The sequence below is a fragment of the Nocardia sp. 852002-51101_SCH5132738 genome (assembly GCF_001665695.1).
Taxonomy (GTDB): Bacteria; Actinomycetota; Actinomycetes; order Mycobacteriales; family Mycobacteriaceae; genus Nocardia; species Nocardia nova.
Genome location: NZ_LZML01000153.1, coordinates 1 through 771, shown reverse-complemented (window position 1 = coordinate 771; position 771 = coordinate 1). Strand labels below are relative to the sequence as shown.

Annotated in this window: 1 protein-coding gene and 1 pseudogene; both read right to left on the bottom strand. The window is 63.4% G+C overall.

The annotated features are described in order from the left end of the window. A pseudogene (locus tag A5789_RS38630) lies at positions 1 to 302 on the bottom strand (ATP-binding protein); the annotation flags it as partial. Positions 303 to 484: 182 nt separating this feature from the next. After that, positions 485 to 706 carry a hypothetical protein gene (locus tag A5789_RS38625; RefSeq protein ID WP_064903081.1) on the bottom strand — a complete coding sequence of 74 codons (222 nt, stop codon included), beginning with the start codon at positions 704 to 706 and terminating at the stop codon, positions 485 to 487. Positions 707 to 771: the final 65 nt, after the last annotated feature.

Here is a 771-nt window from a genome sequence, read left to right as displayed (position 1 = left end):
GCGACAGTGTTATCGCCGAGGATCTCGCCCCAGGATCCGACGCCGCGGTTGGTGGTGATCGCGATCGAGGTCTTCAAATATCGTTGCGACACAACTTGAAACAATGCTGAAGCCGCCTCTGCCGGTAATGGCAGGTATCCCAGTTCGTCGATCGCCAGGAGCGTTGGTCCGGCGTAGAAACGCATGCAGGTGGCCCACCGGCCTTCGATCGCAGCTTTGTGGCAGCGGGCCGCCAAATCGGCGGCGGTGGTGACATAGGTGCGGTAGCCGGCGTGCACCGCAGCCCGGGCTAGACCCAAGGCCGCTCAGTTTGGTGTGCTGCCGGGTTGTCAACCGGGTAGCACGCGCACGCTGATGTGGGTTTGGTAGATGGTCCGGTCGATCACCCCCTTGGCGCGGTGTTTGGAGATTGCCCGTTTGACCACGCGAAGGCTGCTGCGGGGCCGGCGATGTGGGAGCAGGTCAGCGCGCACGGCCCGCCCGATCACACCGACGATATCGACAGTCGCGCCGGTGATGACCCGGCCGCATGGACGAGCTGGTCGCGGGCGGTCTGCAAAGCGACGGTGAAACTGCCCCGGTCCGCGACCATGCCCGGTGTGGCCAGCGCGGTATCGGCGATCGCGGTCCGCAACGCCTGGTAGGTGATCAGCAACGCGTAGACCTCCTGCGCGACATCGTCGGCAGTACGCGCCGAGGGTGTCACGAGAACCGTGTAAGTCCGAAGCTAGTTCGGTACTAAATCTATTCTAGCACAATGGAATTCGGTTC